This is a genomic window from Variovorax cryoconiti, assembly GCF_051216395.1.
In the GTDB taxonomy this organism is placed as follows: domain Bacteria; phylum Pseudomonadota; class Gammaproteobacteria; order Burkholderiales; family Burkholderiaceae_C; genus Variovorax.
On the sequence record NZ_JBPJZI010000012.1, the window covers coordinates 76,247 to 99,277 of the forward strand.

Consider the following 23,031-nt stretch of genomic DNA (forward strand, 5'->3'; position numbering starts at 1 on the left):
GTCGGCTTTCAGGCCACCCGGGCCAGCGCGTCGCATCGGTCGATCGACAGGCGCTGGCCGCCTGCGTCGAAGACATGCAATGCCTCCCACGGGACCGTGACCTCGAACTCTTGCCCTGCGCGCGCAGCCGTGCCTGCCGGGAGGCAGACGATGCAGGCTTCGCCCTGGCTCGGCAGGGTCAGCGTGGCCATCAACTCGGCACCCGCGTACTCCACATGGCCGACCACGCCGCGCACGGTGAGGCCAGGCGCCCTCGCCAAGGTGACAGCCTGCGGCCGGAAGGCCACATGACACGGGCCGCTGTTCCCCGCGGTACCCGCGATGCGTTGCGCCAGGCAATGGATCTCGCCGTCGGCGCGGATCCCGCCCGGTACGACGTTGATCCGCGGCGCGCCGACGAATCGTGCGACCTCGAGGCTTCGGGGTCGCATGTACAGATCTTCGGGTGGCGCCACCTGAAGGATGCGGCCTTCACGCATGACCGCCACACGGTCCGACATGGACATGGCCTCGTGCTGATCGTGCGTGACGTAGATGAACGTCACGCCCAACTGGTCGTGAAGCTGGCGGATCTCGGCACGCAGCGCATGACGAAGGTTGGCGTCCAGATTCGAGAGGGGCTCGTCGAACAGGAACACGGACGGGTGGCGAACCATCGCGCGCGCCAGCGCCACGCGCTGGCGCTGGCCGCCCGACAGATGCGCCGGCTTGCGATCGAGCAATCCGTCGATGGCGAGTCGTCGCGCGACCTCCTGCGCGCTGGCATGGATGTCGGCGAGCCGGCGGCGCACCGCAGGGGACACCAGGCGTGCGCCCGGCAGGCGACCCCAAAAGCCCAGGCCGCGCATCACCAGCGGCATCGAGATGTTCTCGCGAACGGTCATGTGCGGGTACAGCGCATAGGACTGGAACACCATCGCGCAGTCCCGCGCGCTGGGCGACAGGGCGAGCAAGTCGCGGTCTCCCATGCGGATCGTGCCGGTGTCGGGCGTGTCCAGGCCGGCGATCAGCTTCAGCAAGGTGGACTTGCCGCAACCGGACGCGCCCAGCAGGGTGAGGAACTCGCCGTCGCGCACGGTCAGGTCGAGTTCCTGCAGAACGACAGCGTTGCCGTAGCGTTTGGTCAGCCCCGAGATCTGGATGTCAGACATGGTGATTTGTTTCCGTCGCTGCCTGAATCGATGTCCGGGCGGCCATCCAATCGTGGAATTCTGCGTAGCCCGAAAACGCCACGGTGCAGGGGCGCAGGTCGTCGGGATCCGCGGCGTAGCCGCCGAGGTGAGCAGCCAGCCTTACGCCAGCCGCCTGTGCACATGCCGCGTCGATGCCGGAGTCCCCGACGAAGAGAGCCGTCTGCGGCGTTGCGCCCAGTTGGGTCAGTGCCAAGCGCAACGGCGCGGCGTTCGGCTTGGGGTGCTCGGCGTCGCCCAGGCCCACGATCGCGTCGAAGAAGCCGGTCAGTGCTGCCTTGTCCAGCAGCGTGCGTGTGGAGCCTTGATCGCGGTTGGTGCAAATGCCCAGGGCGATGCGCTGCGAACGAAGCATCGAGAGCAGATCGAGAGCGCCGTCGTACACCACGGCTTGGTGCAGCCAGTGCGATGCATAGCGGTGCGCGAAGGCATCTTCGAGTCGCGACGCCAGCGCGAGCGGCACAGACGCGGCCTGAAGTCGGAGCGCGCTCTGGAAGAGGGGGGTGATGCCCTGGCTCAAGGCAGGACGAAGATGCTGCGGCTCGACAGCCTGCAAGCCAGCCAGCACAAGGACCTCATTGGCCGCTGCGGCAAGAGAAGGCAAGGTGTCGAAAAGGGTTCCATCGACATCAAAGACGACTGTTCGTATTTGATCGTTAGTGTTCATGTTGTGGATGCTATGAACATGATGAGTCAAACTCGTGACAAATACGGGCGGTACAGTTTCCGCATCGATCAAGCGCGCGCCTTGCGCGTCAACCGTTCCTGAGATGCAAGAAAACAGATGCTCAAAGCAGCTCGCCAGAAAGAAATCGTCGCCCTGTTGCAAGGGGGAGGCGTCGTTGAAGTCAGCGTGCTGGCGGAGCGTTTTCAGACATCTCCGATCACCGTCCGTCGTGACCTCATCGAATTGCAGGAGCGCGGCGTGCTGGCCCGCACGCGAGGGGGCGCGATTCCCGGCAACGAGGTGTACGCGGAGGGTTGGGCGCGTTACGAGAGCGTGAGCTACGCGGAGCGCGAGAGGGAAAACTACCGCGAGAAACGCGCCATCGCAGAGCTGGCAGCGCAGTCAGTGTCGGACGGCGATTGCATCCTGATCAACGGCGGGACCACGTGCAGGCACCTCGCGGAAGCGCTGCGAGGCCACCACCATCTTCACGTCGTGACCAACGGACTGACCGTCGCGATGGAGCTGGCCAAAAGCAGAAGCGCGACCGTCCATCTCTTGCCGGGTACTGTGGACTTCCAGAAGATGACGAGTGTCGGTCGCCTCGAGACAGGCGCATTCGAGAACATCACCGTGAGAGCGGCCTTCCTCGGCGTCCATGGCATTTCCGCGACCGGGGGCATCGGCATGTTGACCCCGGAGGAGGCCGTCATGAACCGAGCCTTCGTCGATGCAGCCCAGTCCGTCAATATCCTCGTCGACTCCTCCAAGTTCAAGGCGCAGGCGATCTTCAGGATCACGCATCTCGACAAGGTTGCGCGCGTGTTCACCGACGATGGCATCACCGATGAAGTGCGGCATTCACTGGAGCAAGCTGGCGTGGAGGTCCTGGTAGCTCATGCCGAGGAGAATGGTCACTGAGACCGCGCTGGCTGAAAGCGTTACGGCGTTCGAGGCTGAAAGCCGCAGGGTGTCCGAGTCATCCGGCCCTCGGTCCAGCAGCATCAGGTCGGCCACGCGCCTCGGCGCTTTCCACGTTGTCGAGCGCGAGCGCCATGCCCCCCAGTGAAGACCTGCCGAGGCAAGAGTCCGGAAAAGGCAGGAAAATCGCGGGCTGCCATGAAACCCGCCACCTATTCCGCCGACCGGTTATCCGTCGCTCCCATGATGGACTGGACCGACCGCCACTGTCGCTTCCTCCACCGCCTGCTCACGCACCGCGCCCTGCTCTACACCGAGATGGTGACGACTGGCGCACTGGTGCACGGCGACGTGCCGCGCCACCTGCGCTTCAACGCCGAGGAGCATCCCGTGGCGCTGCAGCTGGGCGGCAGCGAGCCGGCCGACCTGGCGCACTGCGCCCAGCTGGGCGAGGACTGGGGTTACGACGAGATCAATCTGAACTGCGGCTGCCCGAGCGAGCGCGTGCAGCGCGGCGCTTTCGGCGCCTGCCTGATGGCCGAGCCGCAACTGGTGGCGGACTGCGTGAAGGCGATGGTCGACGTGGTCGACGTGCCGGTTACGGTCAAGCACCGCATCGGCATCGACAAGACCGAGAGCTATGAATTCGTGCGCGACTTCGTCGGTACGGTGAGCGAGGCGGGCTGCAGCACCTTCATCGTCCACGCCCGCAACGCCTGGCTCAAGGGCCTGTCGCCCAAGCAGAACCGCGAGGTGCCGCCGCTGCGTTACGAGCTGGTCCATCGGCTCAAGCACGACTTTCCCGCACTGCGCTTTTCCATCAACGGCGGCATCGCGCAGACCGAGCAGGTGCACCAGCAGTTGCGGCTGCTCGACGGCGTGATGGTCGGCCGTGAGGCGTACCACAACCCCTGGTGGCTGGCGCAATGGGATGCGGCTTTCTTCGGCGGGCCGGCGCGCGAACTGTCGCGCGAGGACATCGAGCGGCAGATGTGCGACTACATGGTGCGCGAAGCGGCCGCACATGGCACGCCCTGGTCGAATATCGCGCGCCACATGCTGGGCCTGCGCAACGGCCTGCCCGGCGCACGCCGATGGCGCCAGGTGTGGAGCGACCATCGCCTGAAGGGCGAGGCGCCCCATGCGGTGATGGCGCTGGCCCATGCGCAACCGGTGGAGCCGGCGCTGGCCAACTGACGGATTCAAGTTTCGGCCGCAATGGTCGATAACCCTTGATCGGGACCTTGTCCGGATCGGTCCACCCATTCCAGGACCGGTCGGGCGCGCCCATTTCAAGGATCTCCCCATGTTCTCCCTTCTCTCGCGTTTGCGTCTCGCGCCCCGGCTGGCGCTGGCTTTCGGGCTGGTGATGCTCGTGACCTCGCTGGCCGCCGGCATCGGCATCTGGCGGCTCGACAAGCTGCAGGACATCGCCAACGACCTGGGTGGGGCGTCGGCCCAGCGTGCCTTGCTGGCCCGCGAGCTGCACGCCATCGTGGTGCTGAGCTCGGCGCGCGCCGAGAGCCTGATGCATACCGACGACGCTGGATTCGTCGCCCGCGTCAACGCCGACCGCAAGGCGACCTCGGCACGCTCGGAGGTCGTTCGCAAGACGCTGGAAGGGCTGGCCGACAACGAGCGCACCAAGGAACTCTTCGCCGCGATCGACGAGGCCGGCGGCAAATTCCGGGTCGTGCGCGACGGGCTGGTCAAGCAGAAGGCTGCCGGTGAGACTGTGTCGAGCGACGAGATCGGCAAGCGCCTGCGCCCGGCGGCCGAGGCCTACGCCAAGGCGGTCGATGACCTGGCGGCCTACCAGGCCGACCGGGTCGAGGTGGCGCGTGCCGCCGCCCAAAGCAGCGAGCGTGAAGGCATCACGATGCTGGCCGCGGGCATCGGCCTGGGGCTGCTGGTGAGCATCGCCTGCGGCTGGGCGCTGGCGCGCTCGATCGTCCATCCGCTGCAGGAGGCCTCCCGCATGGCCGAGCGCGTCGCGGCCGGTGACCTCAGCATCGCGCCGATCGCGGCCACCGGCCGCGACGAGGTCCAGGTGCTGGTGTCCGACATGGGCGCCATGCAGGGCAAGCTGGCCGAACTGGTCGCCAGCGTGCACGACGCGAGCGGTTCCATCACCACTGCCAGCACCGAGATCGCCATGGGCAACCGCGACCTCTCGACACGCACCGAGCAGACCGCCTTCAACCTGCAGCAGACGGCGGCCAGCGTTGAGCAACTGACCGCTACCGTGCGCGAGAGCGCCGAGGCGGCGCGCCAGGCCAATGTGCTGGCGCTGTCGGCCTCGGGCGTGGCGACGCGTGGCGGCGACGTGGTGGCCGACGTGGTGACCACCATGGAAGCCATCGCAGGCGCCTCGCGCAAGATCGGCGACATCATCGGCGTGATCGACGGCATCGCCTTCCAGACCAACATCCTGGCGCTCAACGCGGCCGTGGAAGCCGCGCGTGCCGGCGAACAGGGCCGCGGCTTCGCGGTGGTGGCCGGCGAGGTGCGCAGCCTGGCGCAACGCAGCGCGGTGGCGGCGCGCGAGGTCAAGGAACTGATCGGCGACAGCATGAGCAAGGTCGAGTCCGGCGCGAAACTGGTCGACACCGCGGGTTCGACGATGAAGGAACTGCTGAGCTCGGTCGGCCGCGTGACCGACATCATCAGCCAGATCAGCACCGCTGCCGGCGAGCAGAGCGAAGGCGTGGGCCAGGTCAACGAGGCGATCACGCAGCTCGACCAGATGACGCAGCAGAACGCGGCGCTGGTGGAGCAGTCGACCGCCGCGACGGAGAGCCTGAAGGATCAGGTCGCGAAGCTGTCGGAGGCAGTCGGCACCTTCAAGCTCACAGCCTGAGGCGGTTTCAGCGGCCGAGCGCGTGCAGTCCGGCCAGCAGCACGGTCGTCAGCGCCAGCAGCAGGGCAATGCACTGCCAGAAGCGCACCGGATGGCGCTCCACCAGGGGCACGGCCCGCGAACGATGGAACGACGGGCCGGGCGACTTCAGGTCGTGCGCGAACTCCGACACGGCCTCCTGCCGCTTGGCCGGATCGGGCTGCAGCGCCTTGCCCAGCACCGCGTCCAGCCACCCCGGCAGCTCGGGCCGGAGGGGGCGCAGCGGCACGTAGTTCAGGCCACGCAGATCGCGCGGCGTGCGAACCCGTGCGGCATGCAGGCCGTAGGGCAGTTGTCCGCTCAGCATCTGGTAGGTGATGGCGGCCAGCGCGAACAGGTCGGCGCGGGGGCTGCCGCCATGGCCCAGCAGGTACTCCGGCGCCATGTACTGCAAGGTGCCGGGTGCGGCGGCCGTTTGCGGGTCGTGCCGGCCTTCGGCCAGCCCCGCCACATGCACGGTGCCCAGGTCGATGAGTTTCACCGTGCCGTGCCGGTCGATCATCACGTTCTCGGGGCGCAGGTCCTGGTGCAGCATCTCGCGCCCGTGCAGCGCCTGCAGGCCCCGGGCCAGCTGCGACACGAGGGCGCGCACGCTGTCCAGCGATGGCCGCGGATGGTCGACCATCCATTGCGCGAGGGTCTGGCCGTCGATGTACTCCATCGCCACGTACAGATGGCGGCGCGGCCGGTCCCCGCCCCAGGCCTTGAGCACGTGCGGGCTGTCGATGCGGCGCGCCACCCATTCCTCCAGCACGAAGCGGTCGAGCGCCTCGGCATCGTCCCGCAGGTCGGTCGACGGTGTCTTGAGCACGACCTGCTGCTGGCTGTCCGTGTCCAGTGCCAGGTACACGTGACTTCGCGCGCTGATCTGCAGCTCGCGCACGACGGTGAAGCCCTCGAACACCATCCGCGGTGCCAGCGGCGGCGGCAGGGCCAGGCCGTCGCGTGTGAGCTGCGGGTGGGGCGCATCGGCGTCGGGCAATTCGTCGATCCGAAGCAGCTGCAGCGTGGCGTCGTCGAGGCTGCCGCGTTCCCGCGCCTGCCTCACCAGCCAGGCCGCCGCGGCGTCGAAGTCGTCGGCGTGGCGGGCCAGCGCGTCGTGCACCCCCGCGGCGTCCAGGTGCGCATAGGCGCCGTCGGTCGCCAGCAGGTAGATCTCGCCGCGCTCGGCCGCCCAGCAGCGGTAGTCGATCTCGACGTTCGGGCCGGTTCCCAGGGCGCGGCCCAGGTAGGACTCGGCCGAGGACAGGCGCACGCGGTGGTCCTCCGACAGCTGCTCCAGCGCATGGGCGTGCAGGCGGAACAGGCGGGCATCGCCGACGTGCAGCAGGTGCAGATCGCGGCCCTTGAGGACCAGCGCACTGAAGGTGCAGACCTGGCCGCGGTCGCGGTCGAAGCGCGCGTCGCCGCGCATGTTCTGGGCATGCAGCCAGGCGTTGGTGGCGGCCAGCACGCGCTGCGCCGCGCGCCGGACGGACCACGCATCGGAGGTCGCGTAATAGTCTTCCAGGAAGGCGCGCACGGCGGTCTGGGCAGCCACCTGGCTCACATCGCTGGAGCTGATGCCGTCGGCGAGGGCCAGCGCGATGCCTTTGCTCGCGAGGACATGCCCCGAGGGCAGGCAGGCGCCGTGAAAGTCCTGGTTGGCGTGCTGCGTGCCGGCCAGCGAATGCTGGCCCAGCGTCACCCGCAGGCGCCGGCTCATGCGATCTTGCGCTTGGGTCCGGTCTTGTAGTGCGTGGAATAGAGCGTGGCGCCGACGAAGGTCAGGCCGCCGACGAGGTTGCCCACCACGGTCGGGATCTCGTTCCAGATCAGGTAGTCCATCAGCGTGAACTTGCCGCCCAGCATCAGCCCGGTGGGGAACAGGAACATGTTGACGATCGAATGTTCGAAGCCCATGTAGAAGAAGACCATGATGGGCATCCACATGCCGATGGCCTTGCCCGACACCGTGGTCGACATCATGGCCGCGACCACGCCGGTGGACACCATCCAGTTGCACATCACGCCGCGGATGAACAGCGTCAGCATGCCGGCGGCGCCGTGCGACGAGTAGCCGACGGTGCGGCCCTCGCCGATGTGGCCGAGCCGCTGACCGACGGCGTTGGGCGCTTCGCTGAAGCCGAAGGTGAAGATGATCGCCATGAAGACGGCCACCGTCAGCGCCCCGGCGAAGTTGCCGCAGAACACCAGGCTCCAGTTGCGCATCACGCCGCCCCAGGTGGCGCCCGGGCGCTTGTCGAACACGGCCAGCGGCGCGAGGGTGAACACGCCGGTCAGCAGGTCGAAGCCCATGAGGTACAGCATGATGAAGCCGACCGGGAACAGCATCGCGCCGACCAGCGCATTGCCCGTGTTGACCGTCACGGTGACGGCGAAGGCCGCGGCCAGCGCGAGGATGGCGCCGGCCATGTAGGAGCGGATCAGCGTGTCGCGCGTCGACATCAGCAGTTTGGATTCGCCGGCGTCGACCATCTTGGTCACGAATTCGGCAGGTGCGAGATAGGCCATGTGAAACCCTGAAGAGAAAAATGAAAAGGAGGGGCTGCGTTCAGCCGTGGGCGACCAGCACGCGGCCGTCGTCCACACGCACGGCGTGGGGGCGCACCGAGTTCTGCGGCGCTTCGAGGCATTCGCCGGTGCGCAGGTCGAAGTGGTTCTTGTAGAGCGGCGAGGCGACCACAAGGCGGTCACCCAGGCTGCCGATCAGTCCGCGCGAGAGCACGCTGGCGCCGGACTGCGGGTCGATGTTGTCGATGGCGTGGAACTGGTCGTCGCCGATGCGGAAGACCGCGACATGGCGCCCCGCCACCAGCGCGCAGACGCCGGTGTTCGGGAGGATGTCGTCGGCCGCGCAGACGGCGGTCCATTGCAGGGTGTCGGTGGGCATGTGCAGGTTCCTTGAGGGTCAGGCCGGTGTGGCCTCGGCCGGTGCCGTAGCGATTTCCTCGGGCCGGGCCGGGCGGATCTGCCCGCGTTCCTGCATGAAGACGATGCGTTCGTCGGCCTTGTCGCTGTTGACGAAGGTGCGAAAGCGCTGGCGCACGGTGGGGTCCGTCACGGCCGTCTTCCATTCGCACTGGTAGGTGTCGACCACGTGCTGCATCTGGGCTTCCAGCTCGGCGCCGAGCCCCAGGCTGTCGGCGATCAACACGTCCTTGAGGTAGTCGAGGCCACCTTCGAGGTTGTCGCGCCAGGTGCTGGTGCGCTGCAGGCGGTCGGCCGTGCGCACGTAGAACATCAGGAAGCGGTCGATCAGCGCGATGAGCGTGTCCTTGCTCAGGTCGCTGGCGATGAGTTCGGCGTGGCGCGGCTTCATGCCGCCGTTGCCGCAGACGTAGAGGTTCCAGCCCTTGTCGGTGGCGATGATGCCGACGTCCTTGCCCTGCGCCTCGGCGCATTCGCGGGTGCAGCCCGAGACGCCGAACTTGATCTTGTGCGGTGCGCGCAGGCCCTTGTAGCGGTTCTCCAGCTGCACGGCCAGGCCGACGGAATCGTCCACGCCGTAGCGGCACCAGGTCGAGCCCACGCAGCTCTTCACGGTGCGCAGCGACTTGCCGTAGGCATGGCCGCTCTCGAAGCCGGCGGCAATGAGTTCTTCCCAGATCAGCGGCAGCTGGTCGACGCGCGCGCCGAACATGTCCACGCGCGCGCCGCCCGTGACCTTGGTGTACAGGCCGTACTTCTTGGCGACCTGGCCCACGGCGATCAGGCCGTCGGGCGTGACTTCGCCGCCGGGCATGCGCGGCACGACCGAGTAGGTGCCGTCTTTCTGGATGTTGCCCAGGAAGTAGTCGTTGCTGTCCTGCAGGCTGGCCAGCTGCGGCTTGAGCACGAATTCGTTCCAGACGGACGCGAGCACGCTGGCGGCCACCGGCTTGCAGATGTCGCAGCCCAGGCCCTTGCCGTGCTTGTGCAGCAGGTCGTCGAAGGTCTTGATCTGTCCGACGCGCACCAGGTGGTAGAGCTCCTGGCGCGAATACGCGAAGTGTTCGCACAGGTGGTTGTTGACGGCCATGCCGCGCTTGGCCATCTCGAACTTCATCACCTGCGTGACCAGCGGCACGCAGCCGCCGCAGGTGGCGCCGGCCTTGGTGCAGGCCTTGATCTCGGCGATGGTGCAGGCGCCCCTCGCACCCAAGTCCGCGACGGCCGCGCCGATCTGCGCCTTGCTCACGTTGTTGCACGAGCAGATCTGCGCGGTATCGGGCAGCGCCTCCACGCCCAGGCCCGGCTTGGCCTTGCCGTCGCTCGACGGCAGGATCAGGAACTCCGGCTCGGCCGGCAGCGCGATGCCGTTGAGCGCCATCTGCAGCAGCGTGCCGTATTCGTCGGCATTGCCCACCAGCACGGCGCCGAGCAGCGCCTTGCCGTCCTCGCTGACCACGATCTTCTTGTAGACCTGCTTGCGCTCGTCGATGTACTGGTAGTTGCGTGCGTTCGGCGTCTTGCCGTGCGCATCGCCGATGCTCGCCACGTCGACGCCCATCAGCTTGAGCTTGGTGCTCATGTCGGCACCGGCAAAGGCGGCCTCGGCATCGCCGGCCACGTGCCGGGCCGCCACGCGTGCCATCTCGTAGCCCGGCGCCACGAGGCCGAAGGTCTGCTCGTTCCACGAGGCGCATTCGCCGATCGCGTAGACGTCGCGGTCGCTGGTGCGGCAGTGGTTGTCGATGGCGATGCCGCCGCGCGCGCCGACGGCCAGCGCGCTCTGCCGCGCCAGTTCGTCGCGCGGGCGGATGCCGGCGGAGAACACGATCATGTCGGTCTCCAGCCAGGTGCCGTCGGCGAACACCATGCGGTGGCGGGCCGTGGCGCCGTCGGTGATGTCCACCGTGTTGCGGCCGGTGTGCACGCGCACGCCCAGCTCCTCGATTTTCGTGCGCAGCACGCGCCCGCCGCCGTCGTCGACCTGCACGGCCATCAGGCGCGGCGCGAACTCGACGACGTGGGTCTCCAGCCCCAGGTCGCGCAGCGCCTTGGCGCATTCGAGCCCGAGCAGGCCACCGCCGATCACGACGCCGGTCTTGGAATGGGCGCCGCTGGCCTTCATGCCCTCCAGGTCGTCGATGGTGCGGTAGACGAAGGTGTGCGGCCGGTCGCGGCCCGGCACCGGCGGCACGAAGGGCGACGAACCGGTCGCGAGCACCAGCTTGTCGTAGGGCAGCACCTCGCCGTCGAGCGTGGTGACGGTGTTGTTGCGCCGCTCGATGGCGGCGGCCCGTGCCGCCAGGCGCAGCGAGAAACCGCTGCGCGCGAAGAAGTCCGGCGCGACCAGCGACAGGTCGTCGGCGGTCTTGCCGGCGAAGAATTCGGAGAGGTGCACCCGGTCGTAGGCGGCGCGAGGTTCCTCGCACAGCACGGTGACTTCGGCATGCGAAAGCCCTTGCTGTTCGAGTTCCTCGAGGAACTTGTGGCCCACCATGCCATGACCGACGACGATGATTTTCATGTTGAATCCTGCACGTCCGGCCCGTGGGTGCCGTGCAGTGGCCACGTCACGAAGGATGTGACACGGCCAGAGGCCCCCGCGAGATGCGGAACGAAATCGGGTTGGAACGACCGAGTGCCGGGCGGATGAACGCGTCGGGAGGCTCGGGTTCCGCCGTCGTTGGCGGAGGCGAAGACCATCGCAGCGGCACTGCGGCGATGGTCACTGCAGTTCATGCACGATTCGTGCCCGGCGATTCGGGCCGATGGGCGAGGGGATCGGTGCAATGCGGGCATGCCGCGCACCATGTCGGCACCAGATCGGGCCGCCAGCCCCAACAATGGGGCGGAGCGGCGCAGGTCTCAGCCTTTCAGGCCGCCGCTTCCAGCCCGTTGCTGAAGTGCTCGCGCATGCGGGCCATGGCGGCGGCCGGGTCCCGCGCGACCAGCGCCGCCATGAGCGCGCGGTGCTCCTTGAGCGACTCGTCGATCCGCCCCGACTTGAGCAGCGAGTTGTGACGGTTGAGCTTCATCACCTTGCGCAGGTCGGCCACCATCTGGTCGCGCCAGCGGTTGTTGGCGATGGCGAGCAACTGCATGTGGAAGCGCTCGTTGATCGCGAAGAAGTGTTCGCGGTCGACCTGGCCCGGGATGGCGGCGGCTTCCAGTTCGGCATGCAGCACCTGCAGCGTGTGCAGCTGTGCCTCGGTCGCGCGCTCGGCCACCACGCCGGCCGCATCAGCCTCCAGCAGCGAAAGCAGGTGGTACACGTCCGTCAGGTCCTGCCGCGACACCTCGGTCACATAGGCGCCGCGGCGCACCTTCATGGTCACCAGGCCTTCGGCGGCCAGCACCTTGAGCGCCTCGCGCAGGGGGGTGCGGCTGATGCCGTATTCCTCCGCGATCTTCATCTCGTCGATCCAGCTGCCCGGCTCGAGTTCGCGGTTGAAGATGCGCTGGCGCAGCAGTTCGGCCACCTCTTCATAGAGGGCGCGGGGCGTGAGGGTGGCGGCGGACATGGCGCGAATGTACCGCAGAAATTTCGTTTGAATTAATAATTACGGATGGTTAGACTCGATGAAACCAACACCGAGACGAGCGCGGATCCCCGCGTGCGCCAAGCCATGAGCACTCCCGAACCCACCTTCAAGCCCGCCGACCTGGCGGCATGGACGAAGGCCGCGGCCAAGTCCGCGCCCGGCGGCAACCTCGAGGCGCTGAACTGGCGCACGCCCGACGGCATCACGGTCAAGCCGCTCTACACCGCGGCCGACCTCGAGGGCCTGAAGTACACCGACACGCTGCCGGGCTTCGAGCCCTACCTGCGCGGCCCGCAGGCCACGATGTACGCGGTGCGGCCGTGGACCATCCGCCAGTACGCCGGCTTCTCGACCGCCGAGGAATCCAACGCCTTCTATCGCAAGGCGCTCGCCGCCGGCGGGCAGGGCGTGTCGGTCGCGTTCGACCTGGCCACCCACCGCGGCTACGACAGCGACCATCCGCGCGTGACCGGCGACGTCGGCAAGGCTGGCGTGGCGATCGATTCGGTCGAGGACATGAAGATCCTGTTCGACCAGATCCCGCTCGACAAGGTGAGCGTGTCGATGACGATGAACGGCGCGGTGCTGCCGGTGCTGGCCGGCTACGTGGTCGCGGCCGAAGAGCAGGGCGTGGCGCAGGACCAGCTGAGCGGAACCATCCAGAACGACATCTTGAAGGAGTTCATGGTCCGCAACACCTACATTTTTCCGCCCGCGCCGAGCATGCGGATCATCGGCGACATCATCGAGTACACGGCAGAGAAGATGCCCAAGTTCAACTCGATCAGCATCAGCGGTTATCACATGCAGGAAGCCGGCGCCAACCAGGCGCTGGAGCTGGCCTTCACGCTGGCCGACGGCAAGGAGTACGTGAAGACCGCGCTGGCCAAGGGACTCGACGTGGACGTGTTCGCCGGCCGGCTCAGCTTCTTCTGGGCCATCGGCATGAACTTCTACCTGGAGGTCGCCAAGATGCGCGCCGCGCGCCTCTTGTGGTGCCGGATCATGAAGGAGTTCGAGCCCAAGAACCCCAAGAGCCTGATGCTGCGCACGCACTGCCAGACCTCGGGCTGGTCGCTGACCGAACAGGACCCGTACAACAACGTGGTGCGCACCACCATCGAGGCGATGGCCGCGGTGTTCGGCGGCACGCAGTCGCTGCACACCAACGCGCTCGACGAAGCCATCGCGCTGCCGACCGAATTCAGCTCGCGCATCGCGCGCAACACGCAGCTCATCATCCAGGAAGAGACCCACATCACCAGCGTGATCGACCCCTGGGCCGGCAGCTACATGATGGAGAAGCTCACGCAGGACATGGCCGATGCCGCCTGGACCATCATCGAAGAGGTCGAGGCGATGGGCGGGATGACCAAGGCGGTCGACAGCGGCTGGGCCAAGCTGAAGATCGAGGCGGCTGCGGCCGACAAGCAGGCGCGCATCGACTCGGGCCGCGACGTGATCGTCGGTGTCAACAAGTACAAGCTCAAGACCGAAGACGCGATCGATAGTTTGTCGATCGACAACATGAAGGTGCGCGACGGGCAGATCGCCAAGCTGCATGCGATCCGCGAGAAGCGCGACACTGCGGCCACGCAGGCAGCGCTGGATGCGTTGACGGCTGCGGCCGAAAGCGGCGAAGGCAATCTGCTGGCGCTGAGCATCGACGCGGTGCGCCTGCGCGCGACGGTCGGCGAAATCAGCGACGCGCTCGAGAAAGTCTATGGCCGGCATCGCGCCGACACGCAGAAGGTCACCGGCGTCTACGCCGCGGCCTACGACTCGGCCGAAGGCTGGGAAGCGCTGCAGCACGAGATCGCCGCTTTCGCCGAAGAACAGGGCCGTCGTCCGCGCGTGATGATCTCCAAGCTGGGCCAGGACGGTCACGACCGCGGCGCGAAGGTCGTGGCCACGGCGTTTGCCGACCTGGGCTTCGACGTCGACATGGGCCCGCTGTTCCAGACGCCGGAAGAGTGCGCCCGTCAGGCCATCGAGAACGACGTGCATGCGGTCGGCGTGAGCACGCTCGCGGCCGGTCACAAGACGCTGGTGCCCGCGATCATCGAGGAGCTCAGGAAGCAGGGCGCCGACGACATCATCGTGTTCGTCGGCGGCGTGATTCCGCGCGGCGACTACGAGATGCTGTACGAGGCGGGCGTGAAGGGCATCTACGGCCCCGGCACGCCGATCCCGGCGAGCGCCAAGGACGTGCTCGAACAGATCCGCGCGGCGGTCGCCGCCAAAGACGCAGCGTGAGCGATCTCCTGTCGCGGCTGTCGCTGCAGCCGGTCGATTCCGGCGATTTCGAGGACATGCTGGCGGTGCGCATCGACGCGATGCGCCCGAGCCTGGAGCGTGTCGGTCGCTTCGACCTGACGCGTTCTCGCGAGCGGCTGAGTGCCGGCTTCGTCGTGCCCTTCATGCATCACATCGTCGTCGACGGCGAGCTGCGCGTCGGCTTCGTCACGCTCAAGCCCGAAGGCGTGAACGCCCTGCGCCTCGACCACCTGTACTTGCGCACCGGCTTCCAGGGCCGTGGCATCGGCGAGTGGGTCATGCGCTGGGCAAAGGCGCAAGCGCGTGACCAGAAACGCGACATCACGCTCACCGCCCTCGTGCGGAGTGACGCCAACCGCTTCTACCTGCGGCACGGCTTCGTGCTGGAAGGTGGGGAGGGCGTGGACCTGCACTACCGTTGGCACGTCTCGGCGGAGGCGACGTGCTGAATTCGGCGACTGCGATCGAAGCGGCGATCGTCGGTTCGAGCGGCATGACGCAGCGTCGTGCGATCGCCAAGGCGATCACGCTGCTCGAATCGACGCGCGCCGACCACCGGACGCAGGCCGACGAGGTGCTGACGGCACTGCTGCCACACACGGGCCGGTCCTTCCGGCTCGGCATCTCGGGCGTGCCGGGCGTCGGCAAGTCGACCTTCATCGAGGCGTTCGGCCTGTACCTGATCGAGCAGGGCCACCGCGTGGCGGTGCTCACCATCGACCCGTCGTCGACCGTCTCCGGCGGCTCCATCCTCGGCGACAAGACGCGCATGGAGCGGCTGTCGGTGCACGAGAAGGCGTACATCCGCCCCAGCCCATCCTCGGGCACGTTGGGCGGCGTGGCGGAGAAGACGCGCGAGGCGATGCTGGTGTGCGAGGCGGCCGGCTACGACGTCGTCATCGTCGAGACGGTCGGCGTCGGCCAGAGCGAAACCGCCGTCGCGGGCATGACCGACATGTTCGTGCTGATGCAGTTGCCCAATGCGGGCGATGACCTGCAGGCCATCAAGAAAGGCGTGATGGAGATCGCCGACCTGGTGGTCATCAACAAAGCCGACCTGGACCGCGACGCCGCCACGCGCGCGCAGGCGCAGATCACGTCGGCATTGCGCCTCTTCGGTCACCACGGCAATCCGGCGCATGCCGAGATGCTGAAGGCCGCGCATGCGGCACCCGGATCACCCGAGGCCGAAATGCGCTTCTGGCAGCCGCAGGTGATGCAGCTGAGCGCGCTGCTGGGCACCGGCGTTGATGCCTTCTGGGCCTCGGTCCTGCGCTTCAAGCAACTGCAGGACGCCAACGGCAAGCGCGCGACGCGCCGCGAGAAGCAGGCGCTGTCGTGGATGTGGGAACGCGTCGACGCCGGCCTGAAGCAGGCCTTCCGCCAGCACCCGGCCGTGCGTGAGCTGCTGCCCGACACGGTTGCGCAGGTGGCCGCGGGCCGCCTTCCCGCATCGACCGCCGCACGCCAACTGCTCGCCGCGCAAGCGTCGCGGGCCTCCTGATTCACGACATCTTCCGATTCATCTTCCAGACTGAATGCCATGAAAGAAATCCTCGAACAACTCGAACAACGACGCGCCCAGGCGCGCCTCGGCGGTGGGCAGAAGCGCATCGACGCGCAGCACAAGAAGGGCAAGCTGACGGCGCGCGAGCGCATCGAGTTGCTGCTCGACGACGGCACCTTCGAGGAATGGGACATGTTCGTCGAGCACCGCTCGGTCGACTTCGGCATGGCCGAGCAGAAGATCCCGGGCGACGGCGTGGTCACCGGCTACGGCATGATCAACGGCCGCCTGGTCTTCATCTTCAGCCAGGACTTCACCGTGTTCGGCGGTGCGCTGAGCGAAGCGCACGCCGAGAAGATCTGCAAGGTGATGGACCAGGCCATGAAGGTCGGCGCACCGGTCATCGGCCTGAACGACTCGGGCGGCGCCCGCATCCAGGAAGGCGTGGCCTCGCTCGGCGGCTATGCCGACGTGTTCCAGCGCAACGTGATGGCCAGCGGCGTGGTGCCGCAGATCAGCATGATCATGGGTCCGTGCGCGGGCGGCGCCGTGTACTCGCCCGCCATGACCGACTTCATCTTCATGGTGCGCGATTCGAGCTACATGTTCGTCACCGGCCCCGAGGTGGTGAAGACCGTGACGCACGAGGACGTGACCGCCGAAGAGCTGGGCGGTGCGCTGACGCACACCACCAAGAGCGGCGTGGCCGACATGGCCTTCGAGAACGATGTCGAGGCGCTGATGATGCTGCGGCGCCTCTACAACTACCTGCCGCTCAACAACCGCGAGAAGCCACCCGTGCGCCCGAGCGGCGACCCGGCCGATCGCGCCGACCTGTCGCTCGACACGCTGGTGCCCGAGAACGCCAACAAGCCCTACGACATGAAGGAGCTGATCACCAAGGTGGTCGACGACGGCGACTTCTTCGAGCTGCAACCCGACTACGCAAAGAACATCGTGATCGGCTTCGCGCGCATGGAAGGCCAGAGCGTCGGCATCGTGGCGAATCAGCCGCTGGTGCTGGCGGGTTGCCTGGACATCAAGAGCTCGATCAAGGCGGCGCGCTTCGTGCGCTTCTGCGACGCGTTCAACATCCCGGTCGTCACCTTCGTCGACGTGCCCGGCTTCATGCCTGGCACCAGCCAGGAGTACGGCGGCATCATCAAGCACGGCGCCAAGCTGCTCTACGCGTACGCCGAATGCACGGTGCCGAAGATCACCGTCATCACGCGCAAGGCCTACGGCGGCGCGTACGACGTGATGGCGTCCAAGCACCTGCGTGGCGACGTCAACCTCGCCTGGCCGCGCGCCGAGATCGCGGTGATGGGCGCGAAGGGCGCGGTCGAGATCATCTTCCGCGAAGACAAGAACGACCCCGAGAAGCTCGCCGCCCGCGAAGCCGAATACAAGGCACGTTTTGCGAACCCCTACGTGGCCAGCACGCGCGGCTACATCGACGACGTGATCCTGCCGAGCGAGACGCGCAAGCGCATCTGCCGCTCGCTCGTCATGCTGCGCGAGAAGAAGCTCGAGAACCCGTGGCGCAAGCACGGGAACATCCCCCTCTGACCGGCAAACGGCCGCACCCAGGAGCAACACCATGTCCCTCAGCCTCTACTACCACCCGTATTCCCGTGCCGCGGGCACGCTCTGGGCGCTGGAAGAAGCCGGCGTCGACTACGACCTGAAGGTGGTCGACATCATGAAGGGCGACCAGAAGGGCCCCGAGCTGGTGTCGAGGAACCCGATGGGCAAGCTGCCCACGCTGGTCGACGGCGACACGGTCGTGGCTGAAGCCGCGGCTATCGCGCTCTATCTGGCCGACCGCTATGCGCCGAGCCTCGCGCCGGCGGTCGACGACCCGCAGCGCGGCACCTACCTGCGTTGGGCCTTCTTCGCGCCGAGCGTCATCGAGCCGGCCGTGATGGCCAAGCATTCGGGCTGGACCGTGAAGGAGGTGGCGGCCGGCTGGGGCACCTTCGCCTCGATGCTGGACACGGCGGAGAGCGCCATCGCCGGCAAGCCCTTCGTGCTCGGCAACACGTTCTCCATGGCCGACGTGGTGCTGGGCGGCACCTTGCGCTTCATGATCGGTTTCAAGCAGATCGATCCCAGCCCGGTGCTCGAGGACTACGTCAAGCGCCTCGATGCACGGCCGGCGTTCCAGCGCGCCGAGGCGAAGAACGCAGCCATGCGCAAGCAGCTGGGGCTGCAATAAGCGGCGCCCTTCGAAGCACACAGACAACGGAGCAGAACATGTTCAAGAAAATCCTCATCGCCAACCGCGGAGAGATCGCCTGCCGCGTCATCAAGACCGCGAAGAAGATGGGCATCCTCACGGTCGCCGTCTACTCCGACGCCGACAAGGACGCGCGCCACGTCGAACTGGCCGACGAGGCGTTGCACATCGGCGGCTCGGCCAGCCGTGACAGCTACCTGCAGGCCGATCGCATCATCGCCGCGTGCAAGAAGACGGGCGCCGAGGCGGTGCACCCGGGCTACGGTTTCCTGTCGGAGAACGAGGCCTTCGCGCGCAAGGTCGAGGAAGAGGGCATCGTCTTCATCGGGCCCAAGCACTATTCGATCGCGGCGATGGGCGACAAGATCGCGTCCAAGAAGCTCGCGAACGACGCCAAGGTCAATACGATTCCGGGCTGGAACGAGGCCATCGAATCGGCCGAGCGGGCGGTGCAGATCGCCAAGGACATCGGCTACCCCGTGATGATCAAGGCGTCGGCCGGCGGGGGCGGCAAGGGGCTGCGCGTGGCGCACGACGACAAGGAGGCCTTCGAGGGCTTCACCGCCTGCCGCAACGAGGCGCGCAATTCCTTCGGCGACGACCGCGTCTTCATCGAGAAGTTCGTGGTCGAGCCGCGCCACATCGAGATCCAGGTGCTGGGCGATTCGCAGGGCAATGTGATCTATCTGAACGAGCGCGAATGCTCGATCCAGCGGCGCCACCAGAAGGTGATCGAGGAGGCGCCGTCGCCCTTCATCAGAGACGAAACGCGCCGCGCGATGGGTGAGCAGGCCGTGGCGCTGGCGAAGGCCGTGAAGTACCAGAGCGCCGGCACGGTGGAGTTCGTGGTCGGCAAGGACCAGAGCTTCTACTTCCTCGAGATGAACACGCGGCTGCAGGTGGAACACCCGGTGACCGAATGCATCACCGGTCTCGATCTGGTCGAGCTGATGATCCGCGTCGCCGCGGGCGAGCCGCTGCCGCTGAAGCAATCGGACGTGCAGCGCAACGGCTGGGCCATCGAGTGCCGCATCAACGCCGAAGACCCGTTCCGCAACTTCCTGCCGTCGACCGGCCGTCTGGTGAAGTTCCAGCCGCCGAAGGAGACGATGTTCTCGGCCGACACCGAGCATCTGTACGGCGTGCGCGTCGACACCGGCGTGTACGACGGCGGTGAGATCCCGATGTTCTACGACTCGATGATCGCCAAGCTGATCGTGCACGGCAAGGACCGCGCGCACGCGATCGCGCTGATGCGCGAGGCACTCAACGGCTTCGTGATTCGCGGCGTCAGCAGCAACATCCCGTTCCAGGCGGCGTTGCTTGCGCACCCGAAGTTCGTCGCCGGCGACTTCAACACCGGCTTCATCGCGGAGCACTACAGCCAGGGCTTCCATGCGGAAGATGTGCCGCACGACGACCCGAGTTTCCTGGTCGCGCTGGCCGCCTTCATGCACCGCCGCTACCGTGCCCGCGCCTCGGGCATCAGCGGGCAGCTCGAAGGGCATGGCGTGAAAATCGCCGAGCAGTTCGTCGTGGTCACGCTGGATGCCAAGGGCGAGCATCAGCACACACCGGTGTCGGTGACGGATTTCAAGGGCGCCAACGGGTCGAGCGCGGTGCAGATCGGCGGCAAGAGCTACAAGATCGGCAGCAGCGCGGCCTTGGGTGCGGTGCGCATCGAAGGCGTGGTCAACGACAAGCCTTTCGTGGCGCAGGTCGAGCGTGGTGCGGGCAAGAACCCGCTGGCGCTGCGTGTGTCGCACAACGGCACGCAGATCGAGGCAATGGTGCTGTCGCCGCTGGGCGCACGACTGCAGAAGCTGATGCCCTACAAGGCGCCACCGGACCTGAGCAAGTTCCTCATGTCGCCGATGCCGGGCCTGCTGGTCGAGGTGTCGGTGCAGCCAGGGCAAACCGTGCAGGCGGGCGAGAAACTCGCGGTGATCGAAGCGATGAAGATGGAGAACGTGCTGTTCGCCACGCAGGACGGCGTGGTCGGCACGATCTCCGCGACCAAGGGCGAGTCGCTCGCGGTCGATCAGATCATTCTGGAGTTCAATTGATGGGTGCCAACGACATGCAGGCCGTGACGATTCACCGGCCGACGAAGCGGGCCGTGCCGCAAGGCGAGTGGACGGTCGAGGCGATCCAGGCGCTGCTCGACCAGCCGTTGATGGATCTGCTCTTCGAGGCGCAGACCGTGCATCGCCAGCACTGGCCCGAGGGCACGATCGAACTGGCCACGCTGCTGTCGGTGAAGACCGGCGGCTGCCCCGAGAACTGCGGCTACTGCCCGCAGGCGGCGCAGTTCGATACCGGCGTGAAGGCCGAGAAGCTGATGGCGGTCGACGAGGTGGTGCGCGCCGCGCAAGCCGCCAAGGACGCGGGCGCCACGCGCTTCTGCATGGGCGCGGCATGGCGCGCACCCAAGGACCGCGACATCGAGAAGGTGGCCGAGCTGATCGGCGCGGTGAAGGGACTGGGCTTGCAGACCTGCGCAACGCTGGGCATGCTCGAAGCGCATCAGGCGACGGCGCTGAAGGATGCCGGGCTCGACTACTACAACCACAACCTCGACACCGCGCCCGAGTACTACACCGACGTGGTGAGCACGCGCGCCTACCAGGACCGGCTCGACACCTTGCAACACGTGCGCAGCGCCGGCATCAGCGTCTGCTGCGGCGGCATCGTGGGCATGGGCGAAGCGCCGGTGCACCGCGCCGGGCTCATCGCGCAGCTGGCCAACCTGCAGCCGTACCCCGAGTCGGTGCCGATCAACAGCCTGGTGCGCGTGCCCGGCACGCCGCTGGCCGACAGCGCACCCATCGACCCCTTCGACTTCGTGCGCGTGATCGCGGTCGCGCGCATCACGATGCCCAGGGCGCGGGTGCGGCTGTCGGCCGGCCGCCAGCAGATGGGCGACGCGGTGCAGGCGCTGTGCTTCATGGCGGGCGCCAACTCGATCTTCTATGGCGACAAGCTGCTCGTCACGGGCAACCCCGACGTGGACGCCGATGTGCAACTGCTGCGCAAGCTGGGCCTGAAGGCCCGCCAGGTTTCAACGAACGAAGGACATCCCGCATGACACGCCCGTTCAAGGTGCTGGGCATCCAGCAGATCGCCATCGGCGGCCCGGACAAGTTGCGCCTGCAGAAGCTCTGGGTCGACATGCTGGGACTCGAGGTCACGGGCACCTTCAAGAGCGAGCGCGAGAACGTCGACGAGGACATCTGCGCGATGGGTGTCGGGCCGTTCAAGGTCGAGGTCGACCTGATGCAGCCGCTCGACCCGGACAAGAAGCCCGCCGTGCACGCCACGCCGCTCAACCATGTGGGCCTGTGGATCGACGATCTGCCCCGGGCGGTCGAATGGCTCACCGCGCAGGGCGTGCGCTTCGCGCCGGGCGGCATCCGACAGGGCGCGGCCGGCTTCGACATCTGCTTTCTGCACCCGAAGGCGAACGACGAATTTCCGATTGCCGGTGAGGGCGTGTTGATCGAGATGGTGCAGGCGCCGGCCGAAGTCGTGAAGGCCTTCGCCGCGCTGGCGGCATCGTCCAACTGATCGGGGACGCTCGCGCTGCTCAGGCGCCGGGGCGGCGCCACAGTGCGAGCGTGGCCGCCAGCGCCCACATGCCGAGGGCGCAGCCGCGGTCGAGCAGGCGCAGGCTGCGCTGCGAGAGCCACCGCACTGCCTGCGTGCCGGCAGCCGCATAGGCCAGCATCACCAGCGTGTCGAGTCCCACGAAGATCGCGCCAAGCACAACGTATTGCCAACCCTGCGGCTGCGTCGTGTCGACGAACTGCGGCAGGAAGGCGGCGAAGAACAACAGCGCCTTCGGGTTCGACAGTGCCACGGCCAGGCTGCGCACCAGGGCCAGGCGGCCTTGCAGTGCCGAGCCGGCCGGCGGGGCCAGCGCCTGGCGCAGGTCGGCCGGCTCGCTGCGCCACAGCTTGATGCCGAGCCAGACAAGGTAGATGACGCCGGCTGCACGCAGGGCGTTGAAGAGCCATTCGGACGCAGCCAGCAACGAGCCCAGGCCGACGGCGACCGCGGCGATCGCCAGGCTGCTGCCCAGCGACGCCCCGGCGATGCCCCAGGCGGCGCGGCGCATGCCGCCGGCGATGCCGTTCGAGAGCGCCAGCAGCATGGTCGGCCCCGGCGTCACAGCCAGCATGAGCGATGCCAGCACGTAGAGGAGCAGGGTCTGCGTCGTCATGGCGGGGTGCGGGCGTTTGGTCTTGTCAGCGCTTGGCGTCGCGGGCGCGGGCCAGCGCGGCCTCGACGATCGAACGCTTGCGCGCGTCGGCATCGAGCTCGGTGGTTGCGGTCGTTGCCTCCGGCGCCGATGCGGCCCTGCGTTGCCGGTGCACGGTGTAGCGGGCCAGCGCCGCATCGGCCTGGGCCTTGGACCAGGCCTGCCAGCCACTGCGGCCGGGTGTTTCGTTCTCGAGCGAGATGCAGTCGACCGGGCAGACGGGAATGCACAGCTCGCAGCCGGTGCAGTGCGTCTCGATGACGGTGTGCATGCGCTTGTGGATGCCGATGATCGCGTCGGTCGGACAGGCATCCAGGCACAGCGTGCAGCCGATGCACCAGGCCTCGTCGATCACGGCCATGGCGCGCGGGCCTTCGTCGCCGCAGGTGGTGTCGAGCGGCAGCATCGGCGTGCCGGTCAACGCGGCGAGGCGCGCCACGCCTTCGGCACCGCCGGGCGGGCAGCGGTTGATGGCGGCGCCCTCGTGCGCGATGGCCTCGGCATAGGCCTGGCAATCGGGATAGCCGCAGCGCGTGCACTGCGTCTGCGGCAGCGCGTCGTGCAGGCGCTGGGCGAGCACGACGGGCTGCGTCATGG

At 67.4% G+C, this 23,031-nt stretch carries 20 protein-coding genes; 11 read left to right on the forward strand and 9 right to left on the reverse strand.

Going from position 1 to position 23,031, the window contains the following annotated elements; genetic code table 11:
• Nucleotides 1-8: 8 nt before the first annotated feature.
• A complete protein-coding gene (locus tag ACSFA2_RS22905) occupies nt 9-1,151 on the reverse strand; it encodes an ABC transporter ATP-binding protein (RefSeq protein ID WP_435457626.1) in 1,143 nt (380 codons plus the stop codon).
• The gene (locus ACSFA2_RS22910) at nt 1,144-1,857 is read right to left on the reverse strand and encodes an HAD family hydrolase (RefSeq protein ID WP_435457627.1); all 714 of its coding nucleotides are present in this window, start codon (nt 1,855-1,857) and stop codon (nt 1,144-1,146) included. The genes ACSFA2_RS22905 and ACSFA2_RS22910 overlap by 8 nt, the downstream gene beginning before the upstream one ends.
• 117 nt (nt 1,858-1,974) lie before the next feature.
• Between ACSFA2_RS22910 and ACSFA2_RS22915 the strand changes: the two genes are divergently transcribed.
• From ACSFA2_RS22915 to ACSFA2_RS22925, 3 genes are all read left to right on the forward strand, one after another.
• Nucleotides 1,975-2,778 (forward strand): DeoR/GlpR family DNA-binding transcription regulator, encoded by an 804-nt coding sequence (locus ACSFA2_RS22915; RefSeq protein WP_435457628.1) that lies wholly within the window; start codon nt 1,975-1,977, stop codon nt 2,776-2,778.
• 198 nt (nt 2,779-2,976) lie between these two features.
• Entirely contained in the window at nt 2,977-3,975 is a 999-nt protein-coding gene (dusA, locus tag ACSFA2_RS22920) for a tRNA dihydrouridine(20/20a) synthase DusA (protein WP_435457629.1), read from the forward strand.
• 109 nt (nt 3,976-4,084) lie between these two features.
• Entirely contained in the window at nt 4,085-5,638 is a 1,554-nt protein-coding gene (locus ACSFA2_RS22925) for a methyl-accepting chemotaxis protein (protein ID WP_435457630.1), read from the forward strand.
• Between the two features lie 7 nt (nt 5,639-5,645).
• Here ACSFA2_RS22925 and ACSFA2_RS22930 read toward each other — a convergent pair whose 3' ends face one another.
• The 5 genes from ACSFA2_RS22930 to ACSFA2_RS22950 form a co-directional block, all read right to left on the reverse strand.
• A complete protein-coding gene (locus ACSFA2_RS22930) occupies nt 5,646-7,382 on the reverse strand; it encodes a bifunctional protein-serine/threonine kinase/phosphatase (protein WP_435457631.1) in 1,737 nt (578 codons plus the stop codon).
• Nucleotides 7,379-8,191, reverse strand: a complete 813-nt coding sequence (locus ACSFA2_RS22935) for a formate/nitrite transporter family protein (RefSeq protein ID WP_435457632.1) — start codon at nt 8,189-8,191, stop codon at nt 7,379-7,381. Before ACSFA2_RS22935 ends, ACSFA2_RS22930 begins: the two co-directional genes overlap by 4 nt.
• 40 nt (nt 8,192-8,231) lie before the next feature.
• The gene (gene nirD / locus ACSFA2_RS22940) at nt 8,232-8,570 is read right to left on the reverse strand and encodes a nitrite reductase small subunit NirD (RefSeq protein WP_435457633.1); all 339 of its coding nucleotides are present in this window, start codon (nt 8,568-8,570) and stop codon (nt 8,232-8,234) included.
• Nucleotides 8,571-8,588: 18 nt separating this feature from the next.
• Nucleotides 8,589-11,132 carry a nitrite reductase large subunit NirB gene (nirB, locus tag ACSFA2_RS22945; protein WP_435457634.1) on the reverse strand — a complete coding sequence of 848 codons (2,544 nt, stop codon included), beginning with the start codon at nt 11,130-11,132 and terminating at the stop codon, nt 8,589-8,591.
• A 349-nt stretch (nt 11,133-11,481) separates the two neighbouring features.
• Entirely contained in the window at nt 11,482-12,129 is a 648-nt protein-coding gene (locus ACSFA2_RS22950; protein ID WP_435457635.1) for a GntR family transcriptional regulator, read from the reverse strand.
• A 105-nt stretch (nt 12,130-12,234) separates the two neighbouring features.
• Between ACSFA2_RS22950 and scpA the strand changes: the two genes are divergently transcribed.
• Genes scpA through ACSFA2_RS22990 form a run of 8 tightly spaced genes read left to right on the forward strand, consistent with a single transcriptional unit; the run spans nt 12,235 to nt 21,740 of the window.
• Complete coding sequence (gene scpA, locus ACSFA2_RS22955; protein ID WP_435457636.1) at nt 12,235-14,406, forward strand: methylmalonyl-CoA mutase; 2,172 nt, start codon at nt 12,235-12,237, stop codon at nt 14,404-14,406.
• On the forward strand, nt 14,403-14,876 hold the full coding sequence (locus tag ACSFA2_RS22960) for a GNAT family N-acetyltransferase (protein WP_435457637.1): 474 nt from the start codon (nt 14,403-14,405) through the stop codon (nt 14,874-14,876). The genes scpA and ACSFA2_RS22960 overlap by 4 nt, the downstream gene beginning before the upstream one ends.
• A 44-nt stretch (nt 14,877-14,920) precedes the next feature.
• On the forward strand, nt 14,921-15,931 hold the full coding sequence (meaB, locus tag ACSFA2_RS22965) for a methylmalonyl Co-A mutase-associated GTPase MeaB (RefSeq protein WP_435457685.1): 1,011 nt from the start codon (nt 14,921-14,923) through the stop codon (nt 15,929-15,931).
• Between the two features lie 39 nt (nt 15,932-15,970).
• The gene (locus ACSFA2_RS22970) at nt 15,971-17,503 is read left to right on the forward strand and encodes an acyl-CoA carboxylase subunit beta (protein ID WP_435457638.1); all 1,533 of its coding nucleotides are present in this window, start codon (nt 15,971-15,973) and stop codon (nt 17,501-17,503) included.
• Between the two features lie 31 nt (nt 17,504-17,534).
• The gene (locus tag ACSFA2_RS22975) at nt 17,535-18,152 is read left to right on the forward strand and encodes a glutathione S-transferase family protein (protein WP_435457639.1); all 618 of its coding nucleotides are present in this window, start codon (nt 17,535-17,537) and stop codon (nt 18,150-18,152) included.
• A gap of 38 nt (nt 18,153-18,190) precedes the next feature.
• Nucleotides 18,191-20,239, forward strand: coding sequence for an acetyl-CoA carboxylase biotin carboxylase subunit (locus tag ACSFA2_RS22980; protein WP_435457640.1), 2,049 nt, complete (start codon nt 18,191-18,193; stop codon nt 20,237-20,239).
• Nucleotides 20,239-21,261 (forward strand): biotin synthase BioB, encoded by a 1,023-nt coding sequence (gene bioB, locus ACSFA2_RS22985; protein ID WP_435457641.1) that lies wholly within the window; start codon nt 20,239-20,241, stop codon nt 21,259-21,261. The genes ACSFA2_RS22980 and bioB overlap by 1 nt, the downstream gene beginning before the upstream one ends.
• Nucleotides 21,258-21,740: a VOC family protein gene (locus tag ACSFA2_RS22990; RefSeq protein WP_435457642.1), complete on the forward strand. Its 483-nt coding sequence runs from the start codon at nt 21,258-21,260 to the stop codon at nt 21,738-21,740. The genes bioB and ACSFA2_RS22990 overlap by 4 nt, the downstream gene beginning before the upstream one ends.
• A gap of 19 nt (nt 21,741-21,759) precedes the next feature.
• Here ACSFA2_RS22990 and ACSFA2_RS22995 read toward each other — a convergent pair whose 3' ends face one another.
• Complete coding sequence (locus ACSFA2_RS22995; protein WP_435457643.1) at nt 21,760-22,395, reverse strand: LysE family translocator; 636 nt, start codon at nt 22,393-22,395, stop codon at nt 21,760-21,762.
• 25 nt (nt 22,396-22,420) lie between these two features.
• The gene (locus ACSFA2_RS23000) at nt 22,421-23,029 is read right to left on the reverse strand and encodes an RnfABCDGE type electron transport complex subunit B (RefSeq protein ID WP_435457644.1); all 609 of its coding nucleotides are present in this window, start codon (nt 23,027-23,029) and stop codon (nt 22,421-22,423) included.
• Nucleotides 23,030-23,031 lie beyond the last annotated feature (2 nt).

What these genes read in the sequence shown, in the direction of transcription:
- ACSFA2_RS22990 (WP_435457642.1), top strand. Translation starts at nt 21,258, where the DNA reads ATGACACGCCCGTTCAAGGTGCTGGGCATCCAGCAGATCGCCATCGGC.
- ACSFA2_RS22975 (WP_435457639.1), top strand. Translation starts at nt 17,535, where the DNA reads ATGTCCCTCAGCCTCTACTACCACCCGTATTCCCGTGCCGCGGGCACG.
- nirB (WP_435457634.1), bottom strand. Translation starts at nt 11,132, where the DNA reads ATGAAAATCATCGTCGTCGGTCATGGCATGGTGGGCCACAAGTTCCTC.
- dusA (WP_435457629.1), top strand. Translation starts at nt 2,977, where the DNA reads ATGAAACCCGCCACCTATTCCGCCGACCGGTTATCCGTCGCTCCCATG.
- ACSFA2_RS23000 (WP_435457644.1), bottom strand. Translation starts at nt 23,029, where the DNA reads ATGACGCAGCCCGTCGTGCTCGCCCAGCGCCTGCACGACGCGCTGCCG.
- ACSFA2_RS22970 (WP_435457638.1), top strand. Translation starts at nt 15,971, where the DNA reads ATGAAAGAAATCCTCGAACAACTCGAACAACGACGCGCCCAGGCGCGC.
- ACSFA2_RS22905 (WP_435457626.1), bottom strand. Translation starts at nt 1,151, where the DNA reads ATGTCTGACATCCAGATCTCGGGGCTGACCAAACGCTACGGCAACGCT.
- ACSFA2_RS22980 (WP_435457640.1), top strand. Translation starts at nt 18,191, where the DNA reads ATGTTCAAGAAAATCCTCATCGCCAACCGCGGAGAGATCGCCTGCCGC.
- ACSFA2_RS22910 (WP_435457627.1), bottom strand. Translation starts at nt 1,857, where the DNA reads ATGAACACTAACGATCAAATACGAACAGTCGTCTTTGATGTCGATGGA.
- ACSFA2_RS22935 (WP_435457632.1), bottom strand. Translation starts at nt 8,191, where the DNA reads ATGGCCTATCTCGCACCTGCCGAATTCGTGACCAAGATGGTCGACGCC.
- scpA (WP_435457636.1), top strand. Translation starts at nt 12,235, where the DNA reads ATGAGCACTCCCGAACCCACCTTCAAGCCCGCCGACCTGGCGGCATGG.
- ACSFA2_RS22930 (WP_435457631.1), bottom strand. Translation starts at nt 7,382, where the DNA reads ATGAGCCGGCGCCTGCGGGTGACGCTGGGCCAGCATTCGCTGGCCGGC.
- ACSFA2_RS22915 (WP_435457628.1), top strand. Translation starts at nt 1,975, where the DNA reads ATGCTCAAAGCAGCTCGCCAGAAAGAAATCGTCGCCCTGTTGCAAGGG.
- bioB (WP_435457641.1), top strand. Translation starts at nt 20,239, where the DNA reads ATGGGTGCCAACGACATGCAGGCCGTGACGATTCACCGGCCGACGAAG.
- meaB (WP_435457685.1), top strand. Translation starts at nt 14,921, where the DNA reads ATGACGCAGCGTCGTGCGATCGCCAAGGCGATCACGCTGCTCGAATCG.
- nirD (WP_435457633.1), bottom strand. Translation starts at nt 8,570, where the DNA reads ATGCCCACCGACACCCTGCAATGGACCGCCGTCTGCGCGGCCGACGAC.
- ACSFA2_RS22950 (WP_435457635.1), bottom strand. Translation starts at nt 12,129, where the DNA reads ATGTCCGCCGCCACCCTCACGCCCCGCGCCCTCTATGAAGAGGTGGCC.
- ACSFA2_RS22995 (WP_435457643.1), bottom strand. Translation starts at nt 22,395, where the DNA reads ATGACGACGCAGACCCTGCTCCTCTACGTGCTGGCATCGCTCATGCTG.
- ACSFA2_RS22925 (WP_435457630.1), top strand. Translation starts at nt 4,085, where the DNA reads ATGTTCTCCCTTCTCTCGCGTTTGCGTCTCGCGCCCCGGCTGGCGCTG.